Below are 22,173 nucleotides of genomic sequence, written 5' to 3'. Positions count from 1 at the left end.
TTGGCTGGCCGCTATTGCGCAGGATGTTGCATGTTTAATTATTTTCTAAAACGCTTATTGGGCCTGATTCCCACGCTGCTGATTGTTGCGGTGCTGGTTTTCCTGTTTGTTCATCTGCTGCCGGGCGATCCGGCACGCTTGATTGCTGGCCCCGAAGCGGATGCCTCGGTGGTGGCGCTGGTACGTCAGGAGCTGGGATTGGATCTCCCGCTGCCTCAGCAGTTTTGGCATTTTATTCTCAACGCTCTGCAGGGTGATTTCGGTCAATCTATGGTGTCGAAACGACCGGTAGCCGATGAGATCGCTTCACGTTTTATGCCGACCCTGTGGTTAACGCTGGCCAGCATGATTTGGGCGGTGATTTTCGGCATGACTATCGGCATTGTTTCAGCGGTATGGCGTAACCGCTGGCCCGATCGCATTGGTATGACGCTGGCGGTTTCCGGCATCTCGTTTCCCGCCTTTGCGCTTGGCATGTTGCTGATGCAGGTCTTCTCGGTTGAGCTTGGCTGGTTGCCAACCGTGGGAGCCGACAGCTGGCAGCACTATATTTTGCCATCAATCACCTTAGGGGCTGCGGTAGCGGCGGTGATGGCGCGCTTTACCCGCGCCTCCTTTGTTGAAGTGATGCAGGAAGATTACATGCGTACCGCTCGCGCCAAAGGGGTACGTGAATCGCTGGTGGTGGTGAAACACGGCCTACGTAACGCCATGATCCCGGTGGTTACTATGATGGGGCTGCAGTTTGGCTTTCTACTCGGCGGGTCGATTGTGGTGGAAGTGGTGTTCAACTGGCCGGGATTGGGCCGCTTGCTGGTGGATTCAGTGGCAATGCGCGATTACCCGGTGATTCAGGCCGAAGTCTTGCTGTTCTCGCTGGAATTCATATTGATCAATCTGTTTGTTGACATGCTCTACGCGGTCATCAATCCAGCCATTCGCTTTAAGGAATCGCGATGAAAAACTGGCGACGCGAAGCGGCACTGAAAACCATGCCGCTGATGACGGAAAATCGGGTACGTACGCCGTGGGGGGAATTCTGGCGACGCTTTAAGCGCCAACCGGTCGCGTTATTGGCGGGGCTGTTCGTCGTGATATTAATCGTGCTGGCGTTTATCGCCCCTTACATCGCCCCCTTTGATGCTGAAAACTATTTTGACTACGACCGGCTGAATGAAGGGCCATCGTTAATGCACTGGTTTGGCGTGGATTCATTGGGCCGGGATATCTTCAGCCGCGTGCTGGTGGGCACACGCATCTCACTGATTGCGGGTTTCTTCTCTGTGGCGATAGGTGCCCTGATTGGCACGCTGTTTGGCCTGCTGGCAGGTTATTACGAAGGCTGGTGGGATCGTATTACCATGCGCGTCTGCGACGTGTTGTTTGCCTTTCCCGGTATTTTGCTGGCGATTGCGGTAGTCGCGATCATGGGCAGCGGCATGAGCAACGTGATCGTTGCGGTCGCCATTTTTAGTATCCCGGCCTTTGCCCGTTTGGTGCGTGGCAATACGCTGGTGCTCAAACATCAAACCTATATTGAGTCGGCACGCAGTATTGGCGCGTCTGACTGGACGATCTTGATGCGTCACGTGCTGCCGGGTACGGTATCACCGATTGTGGTCTACTTTACCATGCGCATCGGGACCTCCATTATCACCGCCGCCAGCCTCTCGTTCCTGGGTTTGGGCGCGCAGCCACCGACACCAGAATGGGGTGCCATGCTCAATGAGGCGCGAGCCGATATGGTGATTGCGCCGCACGTTGCCCTCTTTCCGAGTCTTGCGATCTTCCTCACCGTTTTAGCCTTTAATTTACTGGGTGACGGGCTGCGTGATGCACTCGATCCTAAACTAAAGACATGAAACCTTTCGATTACGATCAAGACTTCAGCACCATCGACTTTCGCAAACACCCGGAGCTCTACCAGGTGGGACGCGGTGAGCAGGGCGTGCTGATGGTCCAGCCCTATAAAGGCGAAATTTTACCGCACTGGCGTTTTCGTACCGTGCCGATTGCTGAAGAGTCAGCAGCAAAAATTATGCAGCTGTTCGAGGCGTATCGTGCGCAAGATGATTTTGTTGGCATGGATATGGCGCGCAAGTTTATTCAAATGGGGTACACCCGCGCTCGCCGCTACAGCAATCATCAAGGTGGACGCAAATATGATGCAGAAGGCAAAGAGTTGCCGCGCGGCGTCAATGAAGAAAAAGCCGCAGCGGCAGCGGTCTTCAAAACGTATTGGGATCGTCTTCGGGGTGACGAGGATTATCTAACGCGCAAAAAAGCACACCAACAAAAATATGGCTAATGCACTCAACGCGTTAATAAATCTGACTTTCATTCTCCGCCGAGTAGAGGTTCTACTGCGAGCGTGAAGGCTTGCACTGTTTCCAGTAAATCGCTGGCGGGAAGGTAACGAATGAAAATGCCGTCCGGTTTGCAAGGTTACGTAAAAAACGCAAAGGTTGTGTTTAGATTGGACGTTTGCTTAAATTCGCGGTTGATATTTGCCTGTTACGCTTAATAATAAACAGGCAAATCAACACTGAAGGCGCGTTTCCTTCAGGTGACGAAGTGGATAATGAGAGAGCTAAATAATGAAAGAGATCGTTAATGGATTTCTGAGTTTCCAACAGAATGTGTTTCCTGAAAGGAAGGATCTTTTCAAAAGCCTGGCGTCGAATCAAAATCCGAAAGCGCTGTTTATTTCCTGTTCTGATAGCCGACTGGTGCCGGAACTGGTGACTCAGCAAGAACCAGGACAGCTGTTCGTTATCCGTAATGCGGGCAATATCGTGCCGTCATTCGGTCCTGAACCGGGCGGTGTCTCAGCGACTATCGAATATGCTGTCGTGGCGCTCGGCGTAACCGACATCATTATTTGTGGTCACTCTAACTGCGGCGCCATGAATGCCATCGCATCCTGTCAGTGCATGGATACGATGCCCGCGGTTAAACACTGGCTGCAATATGCCGATGCGGCAAAAGCGGTAGTGGAAGAGCGTCAATATGATACGCCAGAGAAAAAGCTGAACGAAATGGTGAAAGAGAACGTTATTGCTCAGCTCAATAACATGAAAACCCATCCTTCCGTTGCGGTAGCGTTGCGTAAAGGCGCACTGCGTCTGCACGGTTGGGTTTACGATATTGAAAGCGGATTAATCATTGCGCTGACTGAAGGTGGAAAGCAGTTTATTTCGCTGGCCGATAATCCAGAGACCTGTTTCGAATAATTTTTTCAATCCGCCGCGTTTGTGGCGGATTTTCTGCTATTGAGTTCGCATAACCCCTCAAAAATTCGACATTTTACAGCAAGGCGCATTTGGCTTAACTATTCTCTTGTAAGCCTTCCTTACAAAAGAGAATTCGCTATGCGTAAATCTTCGGTTGCTGCTTTACTCGCGGTTTCATCATTGCTTCTTGCCGGTTGTACGTCTCACGTTGCTGATAAAGAGCAATATTCTGGATTCTTGGGTGATTACAGCCAGTTAAAACCGGCTGAATCTGTCAGCGGTGAGCAAACGCTGCGCTGGATTTCACCCGATTACCAAAAAGGTAATTTTAAAAATGCCCATTACACGCCGGTAATTTACTATCCAGCGGCGCATCCCTCTCAGCGTATTAGCCAGCAAACACTGGATGAAATTCGTAACTACACCGATATTCAGCTAAAAGGGGCTATCGCCACCCATTGGCCGCTGGTTGCGAGCAAAAGTTCGCAAACTTTAATGGTACGTGCGGCGATTACCGCAGTGAATGCCGAGAACAAAGGCATGCAGTTCTATGAAGTGGTACCGGTTGCGGCCGTTGTTGCCAGCACCATGGCGGCCACCGGTCATCGCACGCAAAACAGTATGCTGTTCCTCGAACTTGAAGCGACCGATGCAACCGGTAAGCCGATGATTCGGGTTGTGCGTAAAGCCTTTGGTAAAACCGTCAATAACAGCACGACGGCCATTACCTTTGCCGATCTCAAACCGGGTATCGACAAAATGATCCGCGACGCGGTAAGTTTCACTACGCCGTAATCGCCCATGGCGGCAGATGCCTGTCGCCATCCTTAATCTTTTGTAAATCCTCAACATCATCCTGCCTGGGCTGTCTACGCTTAACAGCATCGTATCCAGCCAGGAGAATTTCATGGTTCGTTTCCCTGTCGCGTTGGCTCTCAGCGGCGCGTTACTCTGTTCCTTTTCTTCCTTAGCGGCGGACTTGCACGTGCAGGTTCTGCAAGAAAAACTCGATCACCCTTGGTCATTGGCATTTCTGCCCGATAACCAAACCCTGTTGATCACCGAACGTTCCGGCCAGTTGCGTAGCTGGCAACCCGGTAGCGGTCTATCCGAGCCGATTCAGGGTGTGCCGAAAGTCTGGGCGCAGCGTCAAAGCGGTTTGCTGGACGTGGTGCTGGCACCCGATTTCGCACAAAGCCGACGCGTCTGGTTGAGTTATACCGAAGCCAACAGCAGCGGCAAGGCGGGTGCGGTGGTCGGATATGGCACGCTGAGCGAGGATAATCGTCAACTCAGCGATTTCCGTGAAGTGATTCGCCAGACACCCATGCTCTCTCGCGGCAATAACATCGGCACGCGGCTGGCGTTTGATCGTCAGGGTTTTCTCTGGATAGCGTTTGGCGATAATTTTGCCAGCAGCACCGCGCAGGATCTCGACAAGCTGCAAGGGAAATTACTGCGCCTGAACGGCGATGGTAGCGTACCGAAAGATAATCCCTTTATTGACCGTGACGGTGCGCGACCAGAAATTTGGGCCTACGGTCTGCGTAATCCACAAGGACTGGCGCTCAATCCATGGACTCAGGAAATGTGGGAGAGCGAGCATGGCCCGCGCGGCGGCGATGAAGTAAATATTCCTGAGAAGGGAAAAAATTATGGCTGGCCGCTGGCCACTTATGGCGTTGACTACAGTGGTTCGAAAGTGCCGGAATCAAAAGGAACACATGCCGATGGCACGGAGCAGCCGGTGTTTCACTGGAAGGTTTCGCCTGCGCTCAGCGGGATGGCATTTTATAACAGTGCCCGTTTCCCGCAGTGGAAAAACTCGCTGTTTATCGGCTCACTGAAAGAGAAAAATCTGATTCGCCTGCGGGTTAACGGCGAGAAAGTCGTCGAGGAGCAGAGATTGTTAGAGGATCGCAATGAGCGCATTCGCGATGTGCGTCAGGGACCGGATGGCTATCTTTATGTGCTTACTGATGAAGCCAACGGCAAACTGCTCAAGGTGGGATTAGCGCAGGACGCCACGGCGTCCCGCGGATAATTACCTTGCCCAGTGACAGACTTCCCAGCCCCGGCTCATTGCCTCCTGATGCAGCAATGCGTCGGGGTTAATCACATGCGCATGATCGGCCTGTGCCAGCAACGGCAGGTCATTCATGGAGTCGCTGTAAGCCCAGGTTCGCTCAAACGCTTCGCCTTCCTGTAACGCCTTCCAGTCCGTTAGACGTGTCACTTTGCCATCTTTGTAGGTCATGGTGCCGTAGGTTTGGCCGCTGTAGCGGTCGTCTACAACTTCCACTCCAATTGCCAACGCGCCATAAGCACCCAAACGCTCGGCGATGGGGATGACTAAGTGTTCGCCGCTGGCCGAGATAATCATCACTTTATCGCCGCGCTGTTGATGCCATTCTATGCGTTCACGCGCTGCTGGAAACACACGTGGCATGATATCGCGATGAATAAAGCGACGCACCCAACCTTCGACTGTTAAGGTGGCCATACCCGCCAGCGGTGCCAGCGTTTTGTTCATGTATTCTTCGATAGAAAGCGTGCCGGCGTAATATTGCGTCATCAACTGCTGCTCTTCGGCAATAAGGTCACTGGATGCGAATCCTTGCGAGACCAGCCAACGCAGCCACAGGCTGGTGCTGTCTTCGCAAATAAGCGTTTCATCGAGATCAAACAGGGCTAGGTCCATGGCATTCTCCTCAGGCTGACTCAAGTCAGGTTAGCTGAATTTTGTGACGGTCTTAACTGTTCTGAGAAAAATCGGAATTTCACGCAGTTTTTAAGAGAGAACGTTTATGAGAGGAAAGCGTGTTAGACAAAGAGTTTGCAAAAGAGTCAGCGGAAGAAGAGGCGCATGGCGTGAATGCCAGGATTACTCTACTAAACTCTAAAAAACTTTACGGTTCATCGGTTTTTTTCGCGGACGCCAACGGTTAGCGTTCTAACTGAAGGTTTTTGCCTTAAAACCCCGATTTAACAAGGACAATTCGGTCACGCTCATGACAAACACTCGCTTCGCTTCCCGTTTGCGGCTTTTTGCTGCAACCTCATTACTCATTGTTGCGCCGATCAGCGTTTTTGCTGAACAGGCGCCGAATGCCCCTCAAATCGATGCGAAAGCCTGGATTTTAATCGACTACGCCAGCGGCAAAGTATTAACAGAATCTAATGCCGATCAACGACTCGATCCTGCCAGCCTGACAAAAATGATGACCAGCTATGTGGTCGGCCAGGCCATTAAAGCGGGCAAGATTAAACCCGACGATCTGGTTACTGTGGGTCAGGATGCGTGGGCAACGGGTAATCCGAAGCTCAAAGGCTCATCATTGATGTTTCTTAAACCGGGCGACCGTATTCCGGTACATGAGCTGAATAAAGGCATTGTGATTCAATCGGGTAATGATGCCTGTATTGCGCTGGCTGATTATGTCGCCGGCAGTCAGGATTCGTTTATTGGCTTGATGAACAACTATGTCAAAGCCTTTGGGCTGCAAAATACGCATTTCATGACGGTGCACGGTTTAGATGCGGAAGGGCAATATAGCACCGCGCGCGACATGGCGCTGATTGGTCAGGCGTTGATTCGTGATGTGCCTGAAGAGTATGCGCTAAATAAAGAGAAAGAATTTACCTTTAATAATATTCGCCAGATGAACCGAAATCGCCTGCTGTGGAGTACCAACCTAAAAGTCGATGGCATTAAAACGGGCCACACTTCAGGCGCAGGGAATAATTTGGTGGCCTCTGCAACCGAAGGCGACATGCGATTGATTTCCGTGGTGCTGGGTACTGCTACCGACGCTATGCGTTTCCGCGAGAGTGAGAAGTTGCTGACCTGGGGTTTCCGTTTTTATGAAACGGTAACGCCGATCAAAGCTGATGCGCCTTTCGCCCAGCAGCGCGTCTGGTTTGGCGAGCGCAATCAAGTGAACCTTGGGGTAGAAAAAGATGCCGCGCTGACCATTCCGAAGGGGCAGATGAAAAATCTCAAGGCCAGCTACACGCTAAGTTCGCCTCAGTTAGAAGCGCCACTGAAGAAAAATCAGGTTGTCGGCACCATTAATTTCCAGCTGGATGGCAAAACTATTGAGCAGCGTCCACTGGTGGTCATGCAGGATGTGCCAGAAGGCGGTTTTTTCAGTCGTATTATCGATTTTGTGATGATGAAGTTTAACGGCTGGTTCGGGAAGTGGTTTTCGTGAAGAGAGGGGACGCCGCAATGCGTCCCCTTTTTTTAACCTTGCGTCCAGCCTTTACGAATCGGCAACGCGAAAAGGGTGCGGTAAAGCGGATTGATCACATTCAGCATGCGGTTGCCGTAAATTTGCCAGGCAAGATGCGACGCCAGACAACCCAGCATCCCTACCAAAAACCCGCCTAACATATCCATTGGCCAGTGCACGCCCAAATAAACGCGCGACCAGGCGATAGCGCTGCCAACCAGCATTAAAATTACACCCGACCACAAACGATGCCAGAAGATAAAAGCCAGCGCGAAGGTGAAGATGGTGGTGCCGTGATCGCTGGGATAAGAGTCGTCAGCCGTGTGATGCAGGAACTGATGCCCTAAGCCAATGGCAAAGGGGCGAGGATGCGGCAGCAGCTGGCCAACGCACCAGGAGATCGCTAACGCGTAAATCAAGGCCATTCCGGTTTTCAACACCAGCACACGCTGAGATTTAACCTGCTCGTGTGGCCCCCACAACCACAGCGCTACAATCAGCAGCGGCACAATGGCAATCAAGTCTTTGGCAATAAATGTCGCCAGTTGCAACATCCAGGCGGGCGAAGCGGGTGTAGCGTTAATCAACATAAACAGCGAGCGGTTTAACTCTTCCATTATTGGCGGGCTTCCTCTTTGAAAAGTGCGCGAGCACATTCAGCAATCTCTGTTTTGGATAGGCAACATCGTTAAACAGGCAAAATTGGCTCAGTTTGATGTGACCGCGTTGCTGAGCAGCAGCGCACTAAATGCTAATAAAATAAAGAGGCTATCCTGGAATTATTCGATGCATTCGTCCATAGCAGGGTTCTTAATCTTCATGCAGGTTGCAAAACGGTTTAGGTTTAATGACATTTACATGAAGGCTGTATCTCATGGGCAGGCGCTTTGACCGGGGATTTCAGGCATAAAAAAACCCGCTAGCTAAATCACTAACGGGCTCCACAATTTGGGGATTTCAAAGAAAAGCAGTGGCACTTATTAAGACTGCACCCCCATTAAAAAGTTCTGGACTCCACTAAAAAATTTTTATAAGGGCAATATCGGCCAAATAATCACAATCAGCGTACCTGCTAGCGTCAGAAGGACGTTGGCTATTGCGTAGGTACCTGCGTAGCCGAGTGCTGGAATGTTGCTGCGTGCGGTATCGCTGATAATCTCCATGGCGGGCGCGCAGGTTCGTGCGCCCATAATGGCCCCAAACAGCAGGGCGCGGTTCATTCGCAGTACGTAGGCGCCAAACAGGTAGCAAATCACCACCGGAATCAGGCTGACCAGCAATCCACACAGCAGCATTAAGGCACCGTCGCTGCTCAGGCCATGATTAATGCCGCTGCCCGCACTCAATCCAACACCTGCCATGAACACCATCAAACCAAATTCTTTCACCATGGTCAGCGCGCCCTGCGGGATATAGCCAAACGTGGGATGGTTAGCACGCAGAAAGCCCAGCATGATACCTGCAAACAGCAAACCGGCAGCGTTACCAATGCCAAAACTAAAATTGCTGAACTGGAAAGTGATCAGGCCAATCATCAGCCCAACAATAAAGAAAGCGCAGAACGCCAGAAGATCGGTCATTTGACTATGAATGGCGATAAAGCCAATGCGATCGGCCACGCTTTTCACGCGACGCGCTTCACCGCTGACCTGTAACACATCCCCTTTGTTGAGAATGATGTTGTCATCGATCGGCATTTCAATCTGACTGCGAATTACGCGGTTAAGGAAGCAGCCGTGATCGGTCAGGTTGAGTTTGCTCAGGCGCTTATTCACGGCGTTATGGTTCTTTACCACGATCTCTTCAGTGACGATGCGCATATCCAGCAAGTCGCGATCAAAAACCTCTTTGCCGTTGCGAAAGCTAGGATCAAGACGGGCGTGAGCATCGGGATAACCCACCAACGAAATATCATCGCCCAGTTGCAGAACCGCATCCCCATCAGGGCTGGCGATAATGCCATTACGGCGAATACGTTCGATGTAACAACCGGTCTGACGATAGATGCCTAATTCACGCAGGTTCTTACCGCCGCTCCACGCCACCAGTTCCGGGCCGACGCGATAGGCACGGATCACCGGCAAAAAGACTTTGCGCTGGCTGTCGGCATCTAAACCACGTTCACGGGCGATTTGTTGCGCGCAGGTTGATAAATCTTGATGCTGTAGACGGGGCAGGTAGCGGGCACCAAAAATCAAACTGACTAAACCAATCAGATAGGTGATGGCATAACCCAGGCTAAGGTGATCCTGCATCAATGCCAGCTGTTTGCTGTCGCTGATGCTTTGCCGCAAGGTATCGCCTGCGCCGACCAACACGGGCGTTGAGGTCATGGAGCCCGCCAACATGCCCGCGGTTAAACCGATATCCCAGCCAAACAACTTGCCTAAACCCAACGCTAAAACCAGCGCGCTGACCACCATGACGATAGCCAGCATGAAATAGTTTTTTCCGTCGCGGAAAAAAATCGAGAAAAAATTAGGCCCTGCTTCAACGCCAACACAAAAAATAAATAACATAAAGCCCAGGCTCAAGGCGTCCGTATTTATCGCGAAGTGTTGTTGCCCTAATAACAGGGAAATCACTAATACGCCGATAGAATTTCCTAGTTGAACGGAGCCTAGACGCAATTTACCCAGACAAAGTCCGAGGGCCAATACAACAAATAATAACAAAACGTCATTTCCGCTTAACAATTCTGCGACGTTAATATTCACTGTTTAACTTCTTGTTTACGTGTAACTTATTGATGAGTGGCTTGTTTTTGGTTATCTTGAGCAAGCCGTAACATCCTGCATTGAAAAATGCAGCTGCAGGATAGGGTGATGCGGCGGCTATTCTAATCAGAAAAATCTTTCTCAGCTATGCGCTGAAATCATTCAGACGAACAGCGGACTGTTTCTTTTTATTTCCACCTGAGCGCAGCAGGTAGGGCGTTGAATTTTGTCATGTTAAATGTTGATGAGTGGGGTGATATGCCGCAGCGTTCTTATCTCTGGACTATCCGTCTTCTGGGCGTGGTGATTTATAGTCTGGTGTTCATTTTTGCGCACGATTTTTGGCAGACCGGTAAAGCGGCTGTCCGCGGTCAGCCGGAATTACTGCTTTTCATTCTTCCCGGTGTCTTTATGGCTTTAGTGCAGACGAACAGCCCGCTGAAAAGTACCTTGTTAATGGCTTTGTGGGGATCGTTGTTAGCCGCATTGATGCTCAACAGCGCGTTATTTCCCTCCACAAATTGGCTTTTTCTGACTGCATGGAGCCTGAGTGCCATTTTTTGGGCCGGTTGTGGCGCGTTGCTGGTGCGATTATTGCGGATAATGTTAACGCTTAGAAGTTAAGGTGGGCGTAGAGATGAAACCGTTCAGAGCGTTGTGATGCAGCGGCGTGATCAATTTTTGCGGATATTAGCGAAGCAGTTTATCGTTTGGACTAAACCGCTTCGTGAGATCTTCATACATCTTTAAGCAACAAAGCCCAGGTTTTCTTTAGTCCACGCCGCAAACTCGGTGTAGCCACCAATGTGCTGTTCGTCGAGGAAAATCTGTGGCACGGTGTTTACGGGTTTGCCTGCGCTGGCTTCCAGATCCGCTTTCGTAATCCCTTCCGCCTGAATATCAACGTATTGAAAGCTAAAATCGTCGCGATCGGCCGCTAATTTGTCAGCCAGTTCTTTGGCACGTACACAAAAAGAACAACCCGGGCGACCAAAAATTACAGCAATCATTGAAAACTCCTTGCAGACTATGTTGTGTGATCTGCATCACGCAACAGGTAAAAGAATGACAATCATCATGCCCGCTCGTACCGCTTAAAGAAAGCAGGATTTACCTGTTAGTCTGATGCCCGCCGTCTATACCCGTCTTGATCTAAAATGCAGGCGCGTCAGCGTTGTGTACGGGTCTTAACTTCTTTTCAAAAGATGTCGGGTATGGGCAGGCGCTGACTTGTTAACCATAATTACCGTTCCATTCAGGTGTGATGCAGGAGCGGAGTAATGCGAAATGTAGCGAGATTACCGAAACCCATTCTGGTAATGGAGGCGATAGGTGGCCTGCTGATTATTGCCGCACTGCTGGTGATCAATCAGTGGCTGCCTGCGTCAACATCGGTCGACAGCAAAACGCTGGCGACCGGGCTGTTGTTATTTGGCGTCATTTTGATGCTGCCTGCCGCCTGGCTATTAATGTGGCGCACCGCAAAAGCGATGGCGCCGCAGTTGTTTAATCGCACCGACAAAAAAAGATAATGTTGCTGGAGAGTTTATGACACCGACCATTGATTTATTGTGTAGCCACCGTTCCATTCGCGCGTTTACCGATCAAGCCATCAGCGAAGCGCAACGTGAGGCAATTATTCACGCAGCGCAATCGGCGTCCACATCCAGCTTTTTGCAGTGTTCTTCTATTGTGCGCATCACCGACAAAGGCCTGCGCGATCAGCTGGTCACTTTATCTGGCGGACAGCCTTGGGTGGCGGATGCGGCTGAGTTTTGGATCTTCTGTGCCGATTTCAATCGTCATCTGCAGATCTGCCCGGATGCGCAGCTTGGTCGCGCTGAGCAACTGCTGTTAGGTTGTGTTGATACAGCATTGATGGCACAGAACGCCATGATTGCAGCAGAGTCAATGGATCTGGGTGGCGTGTTTATTGGTGGTATTCGCAATAGCATTGCGCAGGTTACTGAATTACTTGAGCTGCCAAAATATGTGCTGCCGCTGTTTGGTTTCTGCATGGGTTATCCTGAATCCGCACCAAATGTGAAGCCGCGTATGCCACAGGCGATGTTAGTGCATGAAAATCGCTATCAATCGGTGGATCCAGCGGTGCTTGCCGATTACGATAATCAGATTACTGAATATTATCAGCGGCGCGACAGTAACCAGCGTAGCGAAACCTGGAGCCAGCTGATTCAGCGCCTGATCATTAAAGAAACGCGCCCATTTATGCTGGATTATCTGCATCAGCAGGGTTGGGCGACACGCTAATCTGACCCAAGGAATGTGATGATGAAAATGGCCATCCTGTCTTGTGATGGATCGCTTTATTCATGCCGCCGTTTACGTGAAGTTGCCGAGCAGCGTGGCCATTTTATTCACATCATTGATCCGCTTTCTTGCTACATGAACATCAATCCCGCGTCGCCTGCAGTACATTATTGTGGCGAACCGCTGGAACACGTTGACGCCGTTATTCCTCGCATCGGTACCTCCATCACATTTTATGGCACGGCTGTGTTGCGCCAGTTTGAGATGTGCGGCAGTTATCCGCTCAATGAATCCGCAGCGATTACCCGCGCGCGTGACAAATTACGCTCCTTGCAGTTGCTGGCACGGGCAGGCATTAATATGCCAGTAACTGGTTTTGCCTCCTCGCCTGACGATACGCAAGATCTTATCGCGATGGTGGGCGGCGCGCCGCTGGTGGTAAAGCTGGTGGAAGGGAGTCAGGGAATTGGTGTGGTGCTGGCAGAAACGCGGCAGGCTGCGGAAAGCGTTATTGACGCCTTTCGCGGCCTGAATGCGCATATTCTGGTGCAAGAGTTTATCAAGGAAGCGCAAGGGCGTGACATTCGTTGTCTCGTCATTGGCAACAAGGTGGTCGCGGCCATTGAGCGTCAGGCGAAAGAGGGCGATTTCAGATCAAACCTGCATCGCGGCGGTAAAGCGCATCCGGTTAACATCACCGATCAAGAGCGTGAAATTGCTGTTAAAGCCGCGTCAACACTGGGATTAGACATTGCAGGCGTTGACATTTTACGCGCACATCGCGGCCCGTTAGTGATGGAAGTTAACGCCTCGCCAGGGTTAGAAGGTATTGAAGCCTCCACCGGGCTGAATATTGCCGGTATGATGATTGACTGGATTGAGCAACACGCTCTACCCGGCCAACGTCCTAAAACCGCTGGCTAACCCGCGCTTTTCAGCGGTTTTCATAGCGTCAATGGCAATTTTTCCGTAAGCTTAGTCGCCTGTTTATTCACCCCAAGGGATTTTACGATGGATTCTCTTGTCGTTCCGGATATCGACCTGTTGCGTCGCTGGCTGGATCAGCAAAATATCACCTGGTTCGAATGTGATGCCTGTCAGGCACTTCATCTGCCGCACATGCAGAACTTTGAAGGGGTGTTTGACGCCAAAATCGATCTGGTCGACAACGTCATTCTGTTTTCTGCGCTGGCGGAAGTGAAGCCGACGGCATTAATTCCTTTGGTTGGCGACCTGTCGCAAATCAATGCCAGTTCACTCACGGTTAAAGCCTTTATCGACATTCAGGATGATAATTTGCCGAAGCTGATTGTGTGTCAGTCGATGACCACCACAGCGGGTCTAACCTTTGGCCAGTTTTCACATTTCATGAAGCAGAGTGAAGAGCAAATTTCCATGGTCATTCTGGAAGCGTTTGCCAACAATTTGTTGATGATGAGTGAAGATGAAGAAGAGGAGCGCCCGGCGACCTTGCTAGGCCACTCAATGCTGCATTAATCCTTCCAGATTTAACTGCTGCATAATGCAGCAGTTTTTCTTTATGCCCCACCACGTTTTATTCTGCATTTTGCCCTTTAATGCCAGATATTTGTCGTTCTTTATGCCATCAAAGCCGAACCTCATAGTTTAAAGATGAATAAAATATCGCAATTAGGCGTTTTTTACGCTGAGGTCTGGTTAACCCTCATCAGGGCGGCTATTCTTGCGGGGCTACGTCAGCCTTGTAAATGCAGCGCAGGTATAGGTTTTTACTATTAAACTCCCGCTGAATAATGATTCATTGTGTCACTAATTTTACGCACAGAACGCAACGTTCGGATCAGGTATTTGTAGCGTTGTGATGACCCGCTCAGGAGGAAGTAAAACATGTCCAACCAACGTCAAAAATGGTTGTCAGGTGTGGTTGCTGGCGTGCTGATGGCAGCTTCTGCCAGCACAATGGCGGAAGATAAAACGCTGCACGTATATAACTGGTCCGATTATATCTCACCAGATACCGTTCCGAATTTCGAAAAACAGACCGGCACTAAAGTGGTCTATGACGTGTTTGACTCCAACGAAGTGCTGGAAGGCAAGTTAATGGCCGGCAGCACCGGTTATGACGTGGTAGTGCCATCCTCCAGCTTCCTGGCGCGTCAGCTGCAATCTGGCGTGTTTCAGCCGTTAGACAAAAGTAAATTGCCTAACTACAAAAATCTCGATCCGGCGCTGATGGAAAAAGTCGCGCAGCACGATCCGGGCAATAAATACGCCATTCCTTATCTGTGGGGCACCACCGGTATTGGTTATAACGTTGATAAAGTTAAAGCGGCGTTGGGTGCGGATGCGCCCGTTAACAGCTGGGATTTGGTCTTAAAACCTGAGAACCTGGAAAAATTGAAAGGCTGCGGGGTTTCCTTCCTCGATGCGCCAGAAGAGATTTTCGCCACCGTGCTGAACTATCTCAGTAAAGATCCGAACAGCTCAGATGCGAAGGATTACTCAGGTGCAGCCACCGATCTGCTGCTGAAATTGCGTCCGAATATTCGCTATTTCCACTCTTCGCAGTACATCAACGATTTGGCTAACGGCAATATCTGCGTGGCCATTGGTTGGTCAGGCGATATTTTGCAGGCGAAAGATCGCGCCGATGCCGCGAAAAACGGCGTACATCTGGCTTACAGCGTACCCAAAGAGGGCGCGCTGGCGTTCTTTGACATGATGGCGATTCCGAAAGACGCGAAAAATCTGGATGCCGCTTATCAGTTCCTGAACTACATGATGGATCCGAAAGTGATCGCTGATGTCTCTAACAAGATGTCCTACGCTAACGGTAACAAGGCATCGCTGCCGCTGATTAACGCTGACGTGCGTAATAATCCAGGTATCTTCCCAACGCCTGAAGCCATGTCAAAACTGTTCGTGCTGAAAGTACAAGATCCAAAACTGGATCGTGTGCGTACGCGTGCATGGACTAAAGTAAAAAGTGGTAAGTAATTCGTTCTAAACGAATAGGCTTATAACGAAACAGCAACAGAGGTGCAGTGATGGCCTCTGTTGTGCCATTTTTAGCGGCTGGCTTTGCCGTGCAGTTCCGCGTGGCCCCGGAGATTAATGTTAGTGAACGACGCCATTCCTCGTCCTCAAAATAAAACCGCAAAGGCGTTAACGCCGCTGCTAGAAATCCGCAACCTGACCAAATCGTTTGATGGTCAGCACGCTGTTGATGATGTCAGCCTGACGATTTACAAAGGTGAAATTTTTGCGCTGCTGGGTGCATCCGGCTGCGGTAAATCGACGCTGCTGCGCATGCTGGCGGGCTTTGAGCCGCCAACCAGCGGCCAGATCGTATTGGATGGACAAGATTTGTCTCACGTTGCGCCATATCAGCGCCCAATTAACATGATGTTCCAGTCCTACGCCCTGTTTCCACATATGACTGTGGAACAGAACATCGCTTTTGGCCTGAAGCAGGACAAGTTGCCAAAGGGTGAGATCAGCAGCCGGGTTGAAGAGATGCTGACGTTAGTGCACATGCAAGAGTTCGCCAAACGTAAACCGCATCAGCTTTCGGGCGGCCAGCGTCAGCGTGTGGCGCTGGCACGTAGTCTGGCAAAGCGTCCAAAGCTGTTATTGCTGGATGAGCCGATGGGTGCGTTGGATAAAAAGTTGCGTGACCGCATGCAGTTAGAAGTGGTCGATATTCTTGAGCGTGTCGGCGCGACCTGCGTGATGGTGACGCACGATCAGGAAGAGGCGATGACCATGGCGGGTCGTATTGCCATCATGAACCGCGGCAAATTTGTGCAGATTGGCGAGCCGGAAGAGATTTATGAACACCCCACCAGCCGCTACAGCGCCGAATTTATCGGCTCAGTCAATGTCTTTGAGGGTCTGCTGCGCGAGCGTCGTGAGGATGGCCTAATAATAGACAGCCCCGGCTTGCTGCATCCACTGAAAGTGGACTCAGACGTCTCAGTGACAGACAACGTGCCGGTACACGTCGCGCTGCGTCCAGAAAAAGTGATGCTTTGTGAAGAAGTTCCTGCAGATGGCTGTAACTTTGCGGTGGGTGAAGTGGTGCATATTGCCTATTTAGGCGACTTGTCGATTTTTCATGTGCGCCTGCGTAGCGGGCAAATGATCAGTGCACAATTGCAAAATGCACACCGCTTTCGCAAAGGGTTGCCGACATGGGGCGACGAAGTTCGTCTCTACTGGGAAAGCGACAGCTGCGTGGTGTTGACGGTTTAAGGAGGCGCAATGAGCCAGATTTTTCAACGCAGCAAAGCGCCCGCCAAATTGGTTGGTACGCCGCTGCAGCGCTGGGTAACGCGCATCAAAATGCAACATGGCCGCAAGCTGGTCATTGCATTGCCTTATATTTGGCTGGTGCTGTTTTTCCTGCTGCCTTTCCTGATCGTGCTGAAAATCAGCTTCGCGGATATCGCTCGCGCCATTCCGCCGTATACCGATTTAATCAGCTGGGCCGACGATCAGTTCAGCCTGATTCTCAATTTTGCCAACTATCTGCAACTTACTGATGATCCACTGTATATCGACGCCTATTTGCAATCTTTGAAAGTGGCGGCGATCTCCACGGTGATCTGTCTGTTGATTGGTTATCCGCTGGCGTGGGCGGTGGCGCACAGTAAGCCCTCAATGCGCACCATTTTGCTGCTGCTGGTGATTCTGCCGTCGTGGACCTCATTTCTGGTGCGTGTTTATGCCTGGATGGGGCTCCTTAACAACAACGGTATTTTGAACCGCTTCTTGCTGTGGCTGGGCGTGATCGACCATCCGCTGGTGATCCTTTACACCAACACTGCGGTTTATATCGGCATTGTTTACTGCTATTTGCCGTTTATGGTGCTGCCTATCTATACCGCATTAACCCGCATCGATTATTCACTGGTGGAAGCGTCGTTGGATTTGGGTGCGCGTCCGCTGAAAACTTTCTTCAAGGTGATTGTGCCGCTAACCAAAGGTGGGATTATTGCCGGTTCGATGTTGGTATTTATTCCGGCGGTTGGAGAATACGTGATTCCTGAACTGCTTGGCGGGCCTGACAGCATCATGATTGGTCGTATCTTGTGGCAAGAGTTCTTTAATAACCGCGATTGGCCAGTCGCATCTGCGTTGGCGGTGATTATTCTGCTGATACTGATTCTGCCTATCATCTGGTTCCACAAGCATCAAAATCGTGAAATGGGAGAGAAGGGATGAATAATCTGCCAACGATCCGCTCGCCCTGGCGCACCGCCATTTTGGCGTGCTGTTTCCTGTTTCTTTATGCGCCGATGCTGCTGTTGGTGATTTATTCATTCAACAGCTCGCAGCTGGTCACGGTGTGGGAAGGTTTTTCGTTTCACTGGTACAGCGTGCTGTTTCAGGATGATGCGATGATTGATGCGGTGCTGCTGAGTTTAAGCATCGCAGGATTATCGGCCAGCATGGCGGTGGTATTGGGCACGCTGGCGGCAGTGATCATTGTGCGCTTCGGTCATTTCCGCGGTCACAACGGTTTTGCTTTTATGCTGACAGCGCCACTGGTTATGCCGGATGTGATTACCGGGTTATCGCTGCTGTTGCTGTTTGTCGCGATTGGCAATGCCATCGGCTGGCCGAGTGAGCGCGGCATGTTAACTATCTGGCTGGCGCACGTCACGTTTTGTACCGCCTATGTGGCGGTGGTGATCAATTCGCGCCTGCGTGAACTGGATCGCTCCATTGAAGAAGCGGCGATGGACTTGGGCGCAACGCCGCTGAAAGTGTTCTTCGTGATTACCGTGCCGATGATTGCACCCGCGCTGGTGACGGGCTGGTTGCTGGCGTTTACGCTATCGCTTGATGATCTGGTGATTTCCAGTTTTGTCACCGGGCCAGGCGCGACCACGCTACCCATGGCAATTTTCGCCACCGTGCGCCGTGGCGTGAACCCGGAAATTAATGCACTGGCCTCGCTGATCCTGTTCATTGTCGGTTTGGTCGGTTTTATTGCCTGGCGCTTCATGGCGCATACAGAAAAACAACGTTTAAGCGATATTCAGAAAGCTAAACGTGGCTGAAACTCGTAAGCTTTGCCACTATAAGAATGGGCTGGTTTTCCAGCCCATTTTCAATGGCGTACGGAGCACGGAACATGTCGGAAACCCTCAAACACCGCCCGGTTTTACCAGAAGCACCCGTGGCGGTATCGGTCGCAGGGATTGCTATTATCGTTACGCGTTGCCTTAGCGTATTGATGCTAGCTAACGAACTGGGTTACGCCGAAATCGTTAATTTTGTTCATCGCAGCGCCCAAGCCTGGGATTCCACATTTATCTTTATTGCCAGCCAACTGATTTTTCTGTTTGAGCTACGTTGCGCGTTTACGTTGATGCGGGGCAGCAATCGCGGACGTTGGGGATATGTCGGGACACAGGTGATTGTGTTGTTTTATATGCTGATGGCTTCAATGGGATGGATCTACCCAGAAATATTCAGTATTAGCGGTGAGAGTAATGCGCAGATTATCCACCATACGCTGTTGCAGAAGCTACCGGACGTTGTGGTGCTGATGCTGCTTTTCCTGCCTGTCAGCAGCCGCGTCTTTTTCCATAAGCGTTGAACGCACGCCTGCCGCAACTCTGCTTTGTCAGGTTTTAGCGGTTGCCGAGCGATTGATGAACGAGGGTGGGCCAGCGTAGCAATCATCTGAACTGAGGACAGTGCAGAACCGGTCAGACAATGACCTTGCTGGCCCATAATACTTATTCGGGGAACCACTTCTGATTGAGCTGCTGCCAGCTGCCATTAGCTTTCATTTCAGCCAGTGCGCTATTCAACTTCTCGCGTAACTCTTCGTTACCTTTGCGTACTGCGATACCTAAACCGGTGCCAAAGTAATCGGTATCGGTGACATGTTCACCCACGGTAGCGAGATCGTTATTGGTTTTTAACCACTGATTAACCACTGCGCTGTCGCCAAATACGCCATCCAGACGACCGTTTTTCATATCCAAAATTGCGTTCTGGTAGCTGTCATAGGCCACCATCACGACTTCAGGATGTTTATCCTGCAAGAATTTCTGATGCGTGGTGCCGTTCTCTACGCCAATGCGCTTGCCTTTCAGCTGGCTGAAATCGTTGAATTTACCTTTGCGAGCAATAACGATGGCGGAGTTAGCGTAATAAGGCTGCGTGAAATCAACCTGTTTACTGCGATCGGGCGTGATGTCCATGCCGGAGATCACCGCATCGTAACGACGGAATTTCAACGACGGAATCAAGCTGTCAAAAGCGTTATTGGTAAACGTACAGTCTGCTTTCATCTGCTGGCATAACGCTTTAGCCAAATCGATATCGAAGCCGACAAGCTGATTTTCACGATCCAGAGATTCAAAAGGGGGATAGGTTGCCGAAGAGGCAAAACGGATTTTCTCCGCAGCGTGGGCATTCATTGCCAGGGTTGCCAGTGCAGCGGCAACAATCCATTTTTTCATGATACGGCTCCTGTAAAACGTCATTAGCACAGCGTTTGGACGCGTTACAAGATGCCACTAAATGAATCTTTATGCAATATCTGTGAGTAAATAAGTGAAAAAGGCGAGAATTCTCGCCTAAATATCAGTTTCGGCGCTCAAATGCCAGCGCGCGCTTTTCGATCAGACGCATCATCAAAGTGAGTAAACCGTTGATGCACAGATAAACCAGACCCGCCGCCGCGAACACGGTGACATCGTAGGTGCGTCCGTACAGCAATTGTCCGTGTCCCATCACTTCCATCAGCGTAATGGTATAAGCCAGGGAGGTGCCTTTAAACACCAGCACCACTTCATTGGAATAGGATGAGAGGGCGCGTTTAAAGGCGTAAGGCAGCAAGATGCGTAGCGTATCTTTGCGGTTCATCCCAAGCGCAGCACAGGATTGCCATTGACCAGCAGGGATGGCACGCACAGCACCATAAAAAAGCTGCGTGGTATAAGCCGCACTGTTTAGTGACAGTGCCAACATGGCACACAGCCACGGTTGTGACAGCAGATGCCACAACCAGGGAATCTGTTGAATGCTCGGGAACTGGCCGGGACCGTAATAGATCAAGAATATTTGTACGAGCAGCGGCGTGCCGGTAAACAGCGTAATAAAACATTTTACCAGCGGTGTCAGCAGCGGCATTTTAAGTGACAGCACCACGGTGAACAGCAATGACAGCACCAGCGCCACGATCAGCGAGGCCACAGTCAGTGTCAGGCTGGTATGCAGCCCTTTCATTAATTCGGGTAGATACTCAAGCATCAGCTGTTTCCCCGCTCAAAACGGGTGGTGCGTAATTCAATGCGGCGTAATACCGCCTGGCTGAACAACGTAATAACCAGATAAATAGCCGCCGCCACTAAAAACCAGGTAAACGGCTCTTGAGTGCGGGTCGCAATGCTTTTGGTTTGCAGCATCAGGTCATTTACGCTAATCAACGATACCAGTGCCGTATCTTTCAGCAATACCAGCCATTGGTTGCCTAAGCCTGGCAAGGCGTGCCGCCACATCTGCGGCATAATCAGACGAAAAAATATGGCTGATTTCTTCATGCCCAGCGCCTGACCTGACTCCCATTGTCCCACCGGCACCGCTTTTAATGCGCCGCGCAGGGTTTGGGATGCATAAGCGGCATAAAGCATCGCCAAGGCAATCACGCCACACAGGAAGGGGCTGACGTCGAAGTTTTCGATCTGCATCTGTATCGGCAACTGGAACAGGCCGAAATTGAGGGTAAAGCCGTCAGATAAGATCAGCAGCAGCTGCGAGGCGCCGAAATAAATAAACAGCACCACCAGAATTTCCGGCAGGCCGCGGATCAACGTGACTAAACCTGTACCGAGCCATGCCAGCGGTTTCCAGCGCACCGATTCCCAGCCAGCAAAAATCATCGCCAGCACCAGGCCAGCGATGAGAGCACAAACGGCAAGGCCGACGGTCATACCGGCAGCGCTTGCGAGTGGAATCATTTCATTCATTGAAAATTACTGTTGGAACCATTTGCTGTAGATGGTTTTGTAAGTGCCGTCTGCTTTGACTTTATCCAACGCGGCGTTGAATTTAGTCTGCAGCTCGCTGTTACCCATGCGTACTGCGATACCCAAACCGGTACCGAAATAGGCTTTGTCCGTGACTTTTTCACCGACAGGTGCCAGCGCAGTGTTCTGCTTCAGCCATTCGTTTACCACTGCGGTATCACCAAAGACGGCATCGATACGGCCATTTTTCAGGTCAAGAATCGCGTTCTGGTAGCTGTCGTAAGGTACGGTGGTAATTTCACTGTGTTTTTCGGTCAAATATTTCTGGTGCGTGGTGCCATTCTGAACCCCAACACGTTTGCCTTTCAGTGCTGTCACATCAGCCACTTTGCCTTTCTGCGCAACAAACAGCGCAGAGTTATCGTAATAAGGCTTGCTGAACAGAACCTGCTTTTCACGCTCTGGCGTGATATCCATGCCGGCCATAACAGCATCAAAACGACGGAATTTCAGGCTTGGGATTAAACTGTCAAAGGCCTGATTGGTGAAAGTACAGGTTGCGTCGATCTCTTTACACAGTGCGTTAGCCAGATCGACATCGAAGCCCTGAATTTTGTTGTCTGAGTCAACAAACTCAAACGGAGGATAAGAGGCTTCAGTGGCGAAGCGAATCGTTTGAGCGGCTGATGCGCTCAGGCTCAATCCAGCAAGCAGTGCAGCAAGTACAACTTTTTTCATTTTTAGC

General features: G+C 50.7%; 25 protein-coding genes. 17 read left to right on the top strand and 8 right to left on the bottom strand.

Annotated features, from left to right (window positions below; translation table 11 throughout):
• Positions 1 to 30: 30 nt before the first annotated feature.
• From gsiC to MUG06_RS08140, 6 genes are all read left to right on the top strand, one after another.
• The gene (gene gsiC, locus MUG06_RS08165) at positions 31 to 960 is read left to right on the top strand and encodes a glutathione ABC transporter permease GsiC (RefSeq protein ID WP_215847230.1); all 930 of its coding nucleotides are present in this window, start codon (positions 31 to 33) and stop codon (positions 958 to 960) included.
• Positions 957 to 1,862 (top strand): glutathione ABC transporter permease GsiD, encoded by a 906-nt coding sequence (gene gsiD / locus MUG06_RS08160; RefSeq protein WP_243078265.1) that lies wholly within the window; start codon positions 957 to 959, stop codon positions 1,860 to 1,862. Before gsiC ends, gsiD begins: the two co-directional genes overlap by 4 nt.
• Positions 1,859 to 2,308 (top strand): DUF4385 domain-containing protein, encoded by a 450-nt coding sequence (locus MUG06_RS08155; RefSeq protein ID WP_215847229.1) that lies wholly within the window; start codon positions 1,859 to 1,861, stop codon positions 2,306 to 2,308. Before gsiD ends, MUG06_RS08155 begins: the two co-directional genes overlap by 4 nt.
• A gap of 289 nt (positions 2,309 to 2,597) precedes the next feature.
• Positions 2,598 to 3,233 (top strand): carbonic anhydrase, encoded by a 636-nt coding sequence (locus MUG06_RS08150; RefSeq protein WP_215847228.1) that lies wholly within the window; start codon positions 2,598 to 2,600, stop codon positions 3,231 to 3,233.
• Between the two features lie 138 nt (positions 3,234 to 3,371).
• Positions 3,372 to 4,028 (top strand): DUF3313 domain-containing protein, encoded by a 657-nt coding sequence (locus tag MUG06_RS08145; RefSeq protein ID WP_215847227.1) that lies wholly within the window; start codon positions 3,372 to 3,374, stop codon positions 4,026 to 4,028.
• 112 nt (positions 4,029 to 4,140) lie between these two features.
• Positions 4,141 to 5,277, top strand: coding sequence for a PQQ-dependent sugar dehydrogenase (locus MUG06_RS08140; RefSeq protein WP_243078264.1), 1,137 nt, complete (start codon positions 4,141 to 4,143; stop codon positions 5,275 to 5,277).
• Here MUG06_RS08140 and MUG06_RS08135 read toward each other — a convergent pair whose 3' ends face one another.
• Positions 5,278 to 5,934: an HAD family hydrolase gene (locus MUG06_RS08135; RefSeq protein ID WP_243078263.1), complete on the bottom strand. Its 657-nt coding sequence runs from the start codon at positions 5,932 to 5,934 to the stop codon at positions 5,278 to 5,280. It abuts the gene before it with no gap.
• 310 nt (positions 5,935 to 6,244) lie between these two features.
• Between MUG06_RS08135 and MUG06_RS08130 the strand changes: the two genes are divergently transcribed.
• The gene (locus MUG06_RS08130) at positions 6,245 to 7,447 is read left to right on the top strand and encodes a serine hydrolase (protein ID WP_243078262.1); all 1,203 of its coding nucleotides are present in this window, start codon (positions 6,245 to 6,247) and stop codon (positions 7,445 to 7,447) included.
• 32 nt (positions 7,448 to 7,479) lie between these two features.
• On the opposite strand, the gene ybjG is transcribed toward MUG06_RS08130, so the two are convergent.
• On the bottom strand, positions 7,480 to 8,085 hold the full coding sequence (ybjG, locus tag MUG06_RS08125; RefSeq protein WP_215847224.1) for an undecaprenyl-diphosphate phosphatase: 606 nt from the start codon (positions 8,083 to 8,085) through the stop codon (positions 7,480 to 7,482).
• A 411-nt stretch (positions 8,086 to 8,496) separates the two neighbouring features.
• The gene (locus MUG06_RS08120) at positions 8,497 to 10,185 is read right to left on the bottom strand and encodes an aspartate:alanine antiporter (RefSeq protein ID WP_215847223.1); all 1,689 of its coding nucleotides are present in this window, start codon (positions 10,183 to 10,185) and stop codon (positions 8,497 to 8,499) included.
• Between the two features lie 258 nt (positions 10,186 to 10,443).
• On the opposite strand from MUG06_RS08120, the gene ybjM reads away from it, so the two are divergent.
• Entirely contained in the window at positions 10,444 to 10,809 is a 366-nt protein-coding gene (gene ybjM, locus MUG06_RS08115) for an inner membrane protein YbjM (protein ID WP_243078520.1), read from the top strand.
• Positions 10,810 to 10,931: 122 nt separating this feature from the next.
• Here ybjM and MUG06_RS08110 read toward each other — a convergent pair whose 3' ends face one another.
• Positions 10,932 to 11,195 (bottom strand): GrxA family glutaredoxin, encoded by a 264-nt coding sequence (locus MUG06_RS08110; RefSeq protein ID WP_215847222.1) that lies wholly within the window; start codon positions 11,193 to 11,195, stop codon positions 10,932 to 10,934.
• A 270-nt stretch (positions 11,196 to 11,465) separates the two neighbouring features.
• Between MUG06_RS08110 and MUG06_RS08105 the strand changes: the two genes are divergently transcribed.
• From MUG06_RS08105 to MUG06_RS08065, 9 genes are all read left to right on the top strand, one after another.
• The gene (locus tag MUG06_RS08105) at positions 11,466 to 11,717 is read left to right on the top strand and encodes a DUF1418 family protein (protein ID WP_243078261.1); all 252 of its coding nucleotides are present in this window, start codon (positions 11,466 to 11,468) and stop codon (positions 11,715 to 11,717) included.
• A 16-nt stretch (positions 11,718 to 11,733) separates the two neighbouring features.
• Positions 11,734 to 12,456 (top strand): oxygen-insensitive NADPH nitroreductase, encoded by a 723-nt coding sequence (gene nfsA, locus MUG06_RS08100; RefSeq protein WP_243078260.1) that lies wholly within the window; start codon positions 11,734 to 11,736, stop codon positions 12,454 to 12,456.
• 21 nt (positions 12,457 to 12,477) lie between these two features.
• Entirely contained in the window at positions 12,478 to 13,380 is a 903-nt protein-coding gene (gene rimK / locus MUG06_RS08095; RefSeq protein WP_243078519.1) for a 30S ribosomal protein S6--L-glutamate ligase, read from the top strand.
• Positions 13,381 to 13,467: 87 nt separating this feature from the next.
• Positions 13,468 to 13,953 carry a YbjN domain-containing protein gene (locus tag MUG06_RS08090; protein ID WP_215847221.1) on the top strand — a complete coding sequence of 162 codons (486 nt, stop codon included), beginning with the start codon at positions 13,468 to 13,470 and terminating at the stop codon, positions 13,951 to 13,953.
• 369 nt (positions 13,954 to 14,322) lie between these two features.
• A complete protein-coding gene (gene potF / locus MUG06_RS08085) occupies positions 14,323 to 15,432 on the top strand; it encodes a spermidine/putrescine ABC transporter substrate-binding protein PotF (protein WP_215847220.1) in 1,110 nt (369 codons plus the stop codon).
• 123 nt (positions 15,433 to 15,555) lie between these two features.
• Complete coding sequence (gene potG, locus MUG06_RS08080) at positions 15,556 to 16,689, top strand: putrescine ABC transporter ATP-binding subunit PotG (protein WP_243078518.1); 1,134 nt, start codon at positions 15,556 to 15,558, stop codon at positions 16,687 to 16,689.
• Positions 16,690 to 16,698: 9 nt separating this feature from the next.
• Positions 16,699 to 17,661, top strand: a complete 963-nt coding sequence (gene potH, locus MUG06_RS08075; RefSeq protein WP_215847219.1) for a putrescine ABC transporter permease PotH — start codon at positions 16,699 to 16,701, stop codon at positions 17,659 to 17,661.
• Positions 17,658 to 18,503 (top strand): putrescine ABC transporter permease PotI, encoded by an 846-nt coding sequence (potI, locus tag MUG06_RS08070; protein WP_215847218.1) that lies wholly within the window; start codon positions 17,658 to 17,660, stop codon positions 18,501 to 18,503. Before potH ends, potI begins: the two co-directional genes overlap by 4 nt.
• A 74-nt stretch (positions 18,504 to 18,577) precedes the next feature.
• Positions 18,578 to 19,045 (top strand): YbjO family protein, encoded by a 468-nt coding sequence (locus MUG06_RS08065; protein ID WP_243078259.1) that lies wholly within the window; start codon positions 18,578 to 18,580, stop codon positions 19,043 to 19,045.
• A 142-nt stretch (positions 19,046 to 19,187) separates the two neighbouring features.
• Here MUG06_RS08065 and artJ (MUG06_RS08060) read toward each other — a convergent pair whose 3' ends face one another.
• From artJ (MUG06_RS08060) to artJ (MUG06_RS08045), 4 genes are all read right to left on the bottom strand, one after another.
• Positions 19,188 to 19,919 (bottom strand): arginine ABC transporter substrate-binding protein, encoded by a 732-nt coding sequence (gene artJ, locus MUG06_RS08060; RefSeq protein ID WP_215847216.1) that lies wholly within the window; start codon positions 19,917 to 19,919, stop codon positions 19,188 to 19,190.
• 124 nt (positions 19,920 to 20,043) lie between these two features.
• A complete protein-coding gene (gene artM / locus MUG06_RS08055) occupies positions 20,044 to 20,712 on the bottom strand; it encodes an arginine ABC transporter permease ArtM (protein ID WP_243078258.1) in 669 nt (222 codons plus the stop codon).
• On the bottom strand, positions 20,712 to 21,428 hold the full coding sequence (artQ, locus tag MUG06_RS08050) for an arginine ABC transporter permease ArtQ (RefSeq protein ID WP_243078257.1): 717 nt from the start codon (positions 21,426 to 21,428) through the stop codon (positions 20,712 to 20,714). The genes artM and artQ overlap by 1 nt, the downstream gene beginning before the upstream one ends.
• A gap of 6 nt (positions 21,429 to 21,434) precedes the next feature.
• Positions 21,435 to 22,166: an arginine ABC transporter substrate-binding protein gene (artJ, locus tag MUG06_RS08045; protein WP_243078256.1), complete on the bottom strand. Its 732-nt coding sequence runs from the start codon at positions 22,164 to 22,166 to the stop codon at positions 21,435 to 21,437.
• Positions 22,167 to 22,173: the final 7 nt, after the last annotated feature.

Source organism: Pantoea sp. MQR6, assembly GCF_022761075.1.
Lineage (GTDB): Bacteria > Pseudomonadota > Gammaproteobacteria > Enterobacterales > Enterobacteriaceae > Pantoea > Pantoea phytostimulans.
The sequence above is the reverse complement of the archived record's forward strand: the minus strand, read 5'-3'. Positions and strand labels throughout refer to the sequence as shown.